Below are 7,620 nucleotides of genomic sequence, written 5' to 3' on the forward strand. Positions count from 1 at the left end.
ACACTAGTGTTGCACTTGAAATCCGAATCCAAGAATCTTTGAATATTGCTGTTGCCCAATGGTTTGGATTCCCGCAACCTTTCGTCATTCCCGTGGAAACGGGAATCTAGAATCTCTAAAGCTTCAGCTAACCTTTGAATATTGCCGCTATCCCAAGGTCTGGATTCCCGCCTGCGCGGGAATGACGGGTCTTTTATAACCTTTGAATATTGCCGCTATCCCAAGGTCTGGATTCCCGCTTACGCGGGAATGACGGGGAGGGCGGATGCCGTCTGAAGCCCACCTACCATTATTTCTGCTTCCATACCGCTTGGCGGCAATATGTCCGGAATGGGGCGGTTTATCCGAAAAAGCCCATTTTGACCTGGATGAGTTTTTCCAGTTCGTTCAGGATGCGCCGGCGCGAGACGAAAAAGATGATGTGGTCGCCGTCTTGGATGACGGTTTCGGTATGGTGTCCCATAATGGTTTCGCCGGTTTCGGCGCGGACGACGGCGGCAATGTGGCAGCCTTCTGGCCATTTGATACCGCTGATGCGCCTGCCGATGATGGCGGAAGTTTTTTTGTCGCCGTGTGCGACGACTTCGATGGCTTCCGCCGTGCCGCGCCGGATGGGGTGGACGGCAACGATGTCGCCGCGCCGGATGTGGGCGAGTATCGAGCCGATGGTGATGAGGTGGGGGGAGACGACGATGTCGATTTTGTTGCCTTCGAGCAAATCGACGTAGCTTGAGCGGTTGACGATGCCGATGACGCGCTTCGCGCCGAGGTTTTTCGCCAAAAGGGCGGACATAATGTTGCTTTCGTCGTCGTTGGTCAGGGCGCAGAATACGTCGATTTCGTCGATGTATTCGTTGTCGAGCAGGGTTTCGTCGGTTGCCGAACCTTGCAGGACGAGGGTGTTGTCGAGGTTTTCGGCTATCCATTCGGCACGGCGCGGCCGGCATTCGATGATTTTGACGTTGTATGCGTGTTCGAGCTGCTTGGCGAGACGGTAGCCGATGTTGCCGCCGCCGGCAATCATGATGCGGCGGGTGCTGGTTTCTTTGGGGCGCAATTCGGGTATGACCGCGCCGATGTTTTCGGCGGCGGCGGCAAACAGGATTTCGTCGCCTTCGATGATGACGGTTTGCGGCGCGGGGACGATGAGGCGGTTGTTGCGGTAAACGGCGCAGATTTGGCAGTCGGCCCCGTCGGGCAAATCTTGGGCGATGTCGGCAATGCTGCGTCCGACAAGCAGTCCGCCGCGCCGCGCCTGTATGATGACCATCCGCACGCGGTCGTCTGCAAAACGTAAAACCTGCAATGCGCCCGGGCAGTCTATCAGGCCGGCAAGCTGTTCGGTAACGAGCTGTTCGGGGCTGATGGTTTCGGTTATGCCGAATATGGAAAGGCTGCCGTTTTCGTTGTTTTCGAGCTTGGGGCTGAGGTATTCGAGGTATTCGCTGGAACGGACGCGCGCGATGCGGCCGGGGATGTTGAACAGGTCGGCGGCAACTTTGCAGGCGACGATGTTGGTTTCGTCGCTGCGGGAGAGCGCGAGCAGCAAGTCGGCATCTTCCGCGCCGGCGCGTTCTAATGTGAAGGGGGATGCGCCGTTGCCGAAAACGGTTTGGACATCGAGGCGGCTGCCTGTTTCCTGCAATGCTTTTTCGTCGATGTCGATAACGGTTACGTCGTTGTTGGGTATGGCGGCAAGGTTTTGTGCGACGGTAGAACCTACCTGTCCGTTGCCTAAAATGAGGATTTTCACGGTGTGGGTCGCCGAGTGATGAAATGGTGGATTGTACCGCAACCGGGGGCGGAAATGCCGTCTGAAGGCAGATTTTGTGTTCAGACGGCATGGCGCCTCAAGATTCGACGGGGATGATGCCGATTTTCGCCTGCCATTTGCGCGGGGCGGTGGCGTGGATGGATTCGCCTTTGCTATCTACGGCGACGGTTACGGGCATGTCTTTGACTTCAAATTCGTAAATGGCTTCCATGCCCAATTCGGGGAACGCCAAGACTTTGGAAGATTTGATGGCTTTTGCCACGAGATACGCCGCGCCGCCGACTGCCATGAGGTACACGGCTTTGTTGTCGGCGATGGCTTCGCAGGTGGCCACGCCGCGCTCGGATTTGCCGATCATGCCCAAGAGGTCGGTTTGTTCGAGCATTTGGCGGGTGAATTTGTCCATGCGGGTGGCTGTGGTCGGACCTGCCGGACCGACGACTTCATCGCCGACCGGATCGACGGGACCGACGTAGTAAATCAGGCGGTTGGTGAAATCGACGGGCAATTCTTCGCCTTTGTTGAGCATATCGACGAGGCGTTTGTGTGCGGCATCGCGGCCGGTGAGGATTTTGCCGTTCAACAGCAATACGTCGCCGGTTTTCCAGCTTGCCACTTCTTCTTTGGTCAGCTTGTCGACATCGACGCGTTTGCCGTTGTCGGGGCTGTAAGTCAAATCGGGCCAGTCTTCGACGCGCGGCGATGTGAGTTCGACAGGGCCTGAGCCGTCCAATTCGAACTCGACGTGGCGGGTGGCGGCGCAGTTCGGAATCATGGCAATCGGTTTGGAGGCGGCATGGGTCGGATAATCGAGGATTTTCACGTCCAACACGGTGGTCAGTCCGCCCAAGCCTTGTGCGCCGATGCCCAGCGCGTTGACTTTTTCAAAGAGTTCGAGGCGCAGGGCTTCGGTGGTGGACAATTCTGCGCCGGACGCGGCTTTTTCCTGCAATTCTTGGATGTCGATGTGGCTCATCAGGGACTCTTTTGCCATCAACACGGCTTTTTCAGGCGTGCCGCCGATGCCGATGCCCAAGATGCCGGGAGGACACCAGCCCGCGCCCATCGTCGGAATGGTTTTCAATACCCAATCGACGATGTTGTCGGAAGGGTTGAGCATGGCGAGTTTGGATTTGTTTTCAGAACCGCCGCCTTTTGCCGCGCAGGTTACTTCGACTTTGTCGCCCGGCACGATGCTCATATGAATGACGGCGGGGGTGTTGTCTTTGGTGTTTTGACGTTTGCCGGCCGGATCGGCGAGGACAGAGGCGCGCAGGGTGTTGCCTTCCCAAGTGTAGGCGCGGCGCACGCCTTCGTTAACCATTTCTTCCACGCTCATGTCCGCATCCCACTGCACATCCATACCGACTTTCAAAAACACGGTTGCGATACCTGTGTCTTGGCAGATGGGGCGGTTGTTTTCGGCACACATGCGGCTGTTGACCAAAATCTGCGTCATCGCGTCTTTGGCGGCGGGGTTTTCTTCCTTCTGCCACGCTTTATAGAGCGCGTCGATGTAGTCTTTGGGATGGTAGTAGCTGATGAATTGGAAGGCATCGCAAATGCTTTGGATAAAGTCTTCCTGTTTGATGACGGTCATGATTGTGTTCCTTTTCAAGGTTGTGGCGGTAAGTGTCTGCTGCTGTTTTAAACAACCTTTTTGAAAGCTGTTTTTTATCAGGTTGAAATAGTGCCAGCGTTTGTACGGTAAAGACAATACATAATTCTAATCTCTTGATTATCAATTTGTTTTAATAAAATACTGTTTTACTGGGATTTTGATATTTGTAATCTTTGCCTGTTGCTTTGCGGTAGGGAGAAATCAGCAGGCAGTTCATTGTAGGCCGATTGATGAACAATGCCGTCTGAAAGGGCTTCAGACGGCATTGTGTTCGGACGGGCGGGCTTATTTTGCGGCCTGTCCGTCTTCTTTTGCAAAATATTTGGCGTAAATCTTGTCGTATTCGCCGCTTTCGCGTACTTTTTCCAACGCATCGTTCAGCATTTTGACGGTTGCTTCGTCGCCTTTGCGTACCGCGATGCCGTAGTGTTCGGTGGTGAAGTCGGGCAGGGTAACGAAGTCCATTCCTTTGGTCGGATTGTTTTTCACATAATTGGCGATGACCGCGCTGTCGCTGACTACGGAATCTAAGCCGCCGTTTTCCAGTTCTTTGATAATCAGGGGAACGTTTTCAAAGCGCGCGATTTTCGGGTTGTCGTTGCCCAAGAGTTTGGATACGGAGAAATCGCCCGTGTAGCCGGTTACCACGCCGACTTTGTTCATGTTTTTCAAATCTTCGGAAGAAGATATTTTTTTGCCTTTCGGAACGAGGACGACTTGGGTGATTTCAAAATACGGGTCGCTGAAGTCCATAGACTGTTTGCGGTCGTCGGTAATGGTTACGCCCGACATCACAACGTCCGCATCGCCGTTGTTCAAGGCGGGGAAAAGGCTGTCCCACGGCTGGTGTTTGAATTCGATTTTAAAATTGCCCGCCTTCGCCATCGCGTTCATCAAATCCACATCGAAACCTTCGACATTGCCTTTCGAGTCTAAAGATTCAAAGGGGGCAAACTCGGCGTTGGAAGCCACGCGGTACACTTTGTCGGGGTTTGCGGCGGGCGCGGCGGCATCTTTACCCTGACCGCCGCAGGCAGACAGCGCGAGCGCGGAACAGGCAAGGGCGGCGGCAATCCATTTTTTCATATTCATCAAAATTCCTTTCGGTAATCAAAAAGCCTAAAAAATCAGTTTAACATAAAATTAACGTTCTTTTTCACGGAAAAACGCATAAGTAACGTCGTGGAACAAATCGGTATGGGGGCTGTCCTCATAGCTCAATTCTGCCAAGGCGTCCTCAAAAGCAAGCTGAATCGACTCGACCGCGATTTCGGCGGTTTCGGCGGGAAGGGCGCGGATTAAGGCTTTGAATGCGGTGGACAGGACGTGGTTCTGCATACGCAGCACGTCGTTCGCCTCTTCCAGATATTCCAAACGCTGTTCGATGCTGCCCATGATGTATCCTCGCGAATCTGTTAAAATGCGCCATTATATCAAACCGCGCTTTGGGCGCGGGTTTGTCTGCCTGCAAAGATTAAGAACCGGAAGCCGAAAATGGATGTGAATAAAGAGCCGAATTGGGAAAAACGTTTGGAAAACCTGCGTCAGACGCGCCGTATGAAGGCAGTGCCGACTTACGCGCCGCTGTCCCGCCCCTCTGAAACCGGAACGGACGCGCCTGTGCCGAAACTGGACGATGAGAGCCGAGACCATGTGTTGAAGGCGTATCTGAAAAAATGGCAGGAGGAACACAATGCCGCCGTTGCCGATTGCGGCGAGGAAGTCGAAACCGACCCGATGATTGTCCTTCAGGAAAACTGGCTCAACGCGCAGGCTTCCCTGCAAATGTCGGTTTCGGAAAAACACATCGAATCGCGGCGGAGAATCCTGTTCGATGCCAAAAAAGACAGTGCCGAATTTGAAACCGGACAGATTGAAGGCGGGGAAAACGCCGATGCGGCAGAATCGGGTACGGCGGCAGACGGGGTTGCGGAAAACGGCGAAGGCGGTGCGGAAGAGGCGTTGATGCCCGTCCAAATCAATATCCTGAACCCGAAAGCCGTCAACCGGCGCGAAGTGTTCTGCCTGTCCGAACAGGAGCTGACCGAACGGCTGATCAAACGCCTGCGCCCCCATCTGACCGATACCGTCAACGGCATCATCCGTACGGCGGTGCAGAAGCAGATGGCGGTTTTTACCTACCAGCTCCAGCAGATGCTGCACGAGCAGGCGGGGGCGGTAGTCGAAGACGTGTTGGAACACGATGTCCGCAAAATCCTCAACGACATCAAGTACGAGTTAAAATACAAACGCTGACCGTCATGCCGTCTGAAAGCCGTTTCAGACGGCATTTTCCTGCCCGTCCGACTTGAAAGGCGCACGGAACGGGCGCAAAATATTAACAAATTAAACAACGGGCGCGCGCCCCGTTTTTGAACGGACAAAACCGAGGAATCACCGATGAGCAAAAAACTTCATCCGCAAACGCTCGCCATACGCGGCGGCAAAGAACAAACCGGATACCGCGAACACAATCAGGCCTTGTTCCTGACCAGCAGCTTCATGTGGGACAACGCCCAACACGCCGCCGATTTGTTTTCAAAAAAAATCAAAGGCTTCACTTATACCCGTACCGCCAACCCGACCACAGCCGCCTTTGAAAAACGCATCGCCGCTTTGGAAGGCGCGGAACGCGCGGTCGCCACTTCGACGGGTATGTCTGCGATTCAGGCGGCGTTTTTCACCTTTTTGCAGGCGGGCGATCATGTGGTTTCCAGCCGCAGCCTGTTCGGCACGACCGTCGGCTTTATCAATAACATCGTTACCAAATTCGGCATCGAAGTGAGCCACGTGTCGCCGACCGATATAAACGAATGGAAAGCCGCCGTCAAAGCTAATACCAAACTGCTGTTTTTGGAAACGCCGTCCAACCCCTTGGGCGAAGTGGCCGACTTGGAAGCTTTGGCGGAATTGGCGCACGGCATCGGCGCGCTCTTGGTGGTGGACAACAGCCTCTTGTCTCCAGTCGGCTCTCAGCCTTTGAAACACGGTGCGGATATTTCCGTTTCCTCCGCAACCAAAGCCATAGACGGACACGGGCGCGTGATGGGCGGCGTGTTGGCGGGTTCGGAAGAACTGATGGCGCAGGTTGCCATGTATTGCAACTCTTGCGGGCTGGCAATGTCGCCGTTTAATGCATGGCAGTTGTTGAGCGGCGTAGAAACCCTGTCGCTGCGTATGGAAAAACAGTTCGACAACGCCCTGAAAATCGCGCAATGGCTGCAAGCGCAGCCGCAGGTTCAAGCCGTGTATTACACCGGATTGCCCGACCATCCGCAGGTGGCGCTTATCCGCAAACAGCAAAACGGCGGCGGCATCGTCATCGGCTTTGAAGTTGCCGACCAAGAAGCGGCGTGGAAAGTTGTGGACGGCGTGGAACTCTTTTCCCGCACCGCCAACCTCGGCGACGTGCGCTCAACCATTACCCACCCGTGGACAACCACGCATGGCAGAATGCAGCCCGAAGAAAAACTCGCCGCCGGTATCCGCCCCGGATTGGTGCGCCTGTCGGTCGGTTTGGAATATGTTGGCGACCTCGTCGATGATTTGAAACAGGCACTCGCACGCTGATTGCGTGTTTCAGACGGCATCGGCGGAAAAACACCGCAAATGCCGTCTGAAACCCTTATCTTATATGGCATACACATCAACAATAGGGAAAAATATGGATGAAGCGGTTTTTGCCGATTGGGCGTTGAAAATCTGCCTGACCGGTTTGATTATTTTTTTGGGTTTTATTGTTTGGAATTTGGGCAAGGAGTCCAAAGCAGGCAAATTCGGCATCGTCATTTTGTTTTTGGTTTTGGGCTTGGGCGTGTTCGGTTTTGTGTTCAAAGAGTTATTGATTAAGTTTTTGGTATTGCCGAAATAGGCTGCTGCCTGTCAAAATGCTGTCTGAAATCATAAAAAGTAATCTGCACCCTAAAAGTTTGATTTAACCGCCAACTGATTAAGGTGCGGATTTTTATGACAAAATATAGTGGATTAACAAAAACCAGTACGGCGTTGCCTCGCCTTACCGTACTATTTGTACTGTCTGCGGCTTCGTCGCCTTGTCTTGATTTAAATTTAATCCACTATAAAAATCATCTTTCCGCAGTCATTCCCACGGATGCGAAAGCCTGTCTTTTTGAATCCCGGATAATTTTACATCGTCATTCCCGCGCAGGCGGGAATCCAAATCATTGGGTAGCGGCAATGTTCAAAAGTCGTCTGAAAAATCAGA

General features: G+C 53.6%; 8 protein-coding genes. 4 read left to right on the top strand and 4 right to left on the bottom strand.

Annotation, left to right across the window (positions count from 1 at the left end; all coding sequences use genetic code 11):
* Positions 1 to 340: 340 nt before the first annotated feature.
* The 4 genes from trkA to HMPREF2959_RS07385 all read right to left on the bottom strand — a co-directional run bounded on the left by trkA (position 341) and on the right by HMPREF2959_RS07385 (position 4,790).
* Complete coding sequence (gene trkA, locus HMPREF2959_RS07370; protein ID WP_002216751.1) at positions 341 to 1,753, bottom strand: Trk system potassium transporter TrkA; 1,413 nt, start codon at positions 1,751 to 1,753, stop codon at positions 341 to 343.
* A gap of 97 nt (positions 1,754 to 1,850) precedes the next feature.
* Positions 1,851 to 3,374 carry a fumarate hydratase gene (locus HMPREF2959_RS07375; protein ID WP_002243738.1) on the bottom strand — a complete coding sequence of 508 codons (1,524 nt, stop codon included), beginning with the start codon at positions 3,372 to 3,374 and terminating at the stop codon, positions 1,851 to 1,853.
* A 306-nt stretch (positions 3,375 to 3,680) separates the two neighbouring features.
* On the bottom strand, positions 3,681 to 4,487 hold the full coding sequence (locus HMPREF2959_RS07380; RefSeq protein WP_002243737.1) for a basic amino acid ABC transporter substrate-binding protein: 807 nt from the start codon (positions 4,485 to 4,487) through the stop codon (positions 3,681 to 3,683).
* A 51-nt stretch (positions 4,488 to 4,538) separates the two neighbouring features.
* Positions 4,539 to 4,790 carry an NGO1151 family protein gene (locus HMPREF2959_RS07385; RefSeq protein ID WP_002218963.1) on the bottom strand — a complete coding sequence of 84 codons (252 nt, stop codon included), beginning with the start codon at positions 4,788 to 4,790 and terminating at the stop codon, positions 4,539 to 4,541.
* A 99-nt stretch (positions 4,791 to 4,889) separates the two neighbouring features.
* Here HMPREF2959_RS07385 and HMPREF2959_RS07390 point away from each other — a divergent pair, with 99 nt between their 5' ends.
* From HMPREF2959_RS07390 to HMPREF2959_RS13520, 4 genes are all read left to right on the top strand, one after another.
* Positions 4,890 to 5,651 carry a hypothetical protein gene (locus HMPREF2959_RS07390; RefSeq protein WP_002243736.1) on the top strand — a complete coding sequence of 254 codons (762 nt, stop codon included), beginning with the start codon at positions 4,890 to 4,892 and terminating at the stop codon, positions 5,649 to 5,651.
* 144 nt (positions 5,652 to 5,795) lie between these two features.
* Positions 5,796 to 6,965, top strand: a complete 1,170-nt coding sequence (metZ, locus tag HMPREF2959_RS07395) for an O-succinylhomoserine sulfhydrylase (protein ID WP_002243735.1) — start codon at positions 5,796 to 5,798, stop codon at positions 6,963 to 6,965.
* A gap of 94 nt (positions 6,966 to 7,059) precedes the next feature.
* The gene (locus HMPREF2959_RS07400) at positions 7,060 to 7,266 is read left to right on the top strand and encodes a DUF2788 domain-containing protein (protein ID WP_070696601.1); all 207 of its coding nucleotides are present in this window, start codon (positions 7,060 to 7,062) and stop codon (positions 7,264 to 7,266) included.
* 95 nt (positions 7,267 to 7,361) lie between these two features.
* The coding region (locus tag HMPREF2959_RS13520; protein WP_371441794.1) for a hypothetical protein at positions 7,362 to 7,620 on the top strand (259 nt) is incomplete at its 3' end.

This window comes from Neisseria sp. HMSC070F02 (assembly GCF_001814225.1).
In the GTDB taxonomy this organism is placed as follows: Bacteria; Pseudomonadota; Gammaproteobacteria; order Burkholderiales; family Neisseriaceae; genus Neisseria; species Neisseria meningitidis.

Coding starts and splice junctions, on each gene's coding strand:
- HMPREF2959_RS07375 (WP_002243738.1), bottom strand. CDS start 3,374: ATGACCGTCATCAAACAGGAAGACTTTATCCAAAGCATTTGCGATGCC.
- HMPREF2959_RS07380 (WP_002243737.1), bottom strand. CDS start 4,487: ATGAATATGAAAAAATGGATTGCCGCCGCCCTTGCCTGTTCCGCGCTC.
- HMPREF2959_RS07385 (WP_002218963.1), bottom strand. CDS start 4,790: ATGGGCAGCATCGAACAGCGTTTGGAATATCTGGAAGAGGCGAACGAC.
- HMPREF2959_RS07390 (WP_002243736.1), top strand. CDS start 4,890: ATGGATGTGAATAAAGAGCCGAATTGGGAAAAACGTTTGGAAAACCTG.
- metZ (WP_002243735.1), top strand. CDS start 5,796: ATGAGCAAAAAACTTCATCCGCAAACGCTCGCCATACGCGGCGGCAAA.
- HMPREF2959_RS07400 (WP_070696601.1), top strand. CDS start 7,060: ATGGATGAAGCGGTTTTTGCCGATTGGGCGTTGAAAATCTGCCTGACC.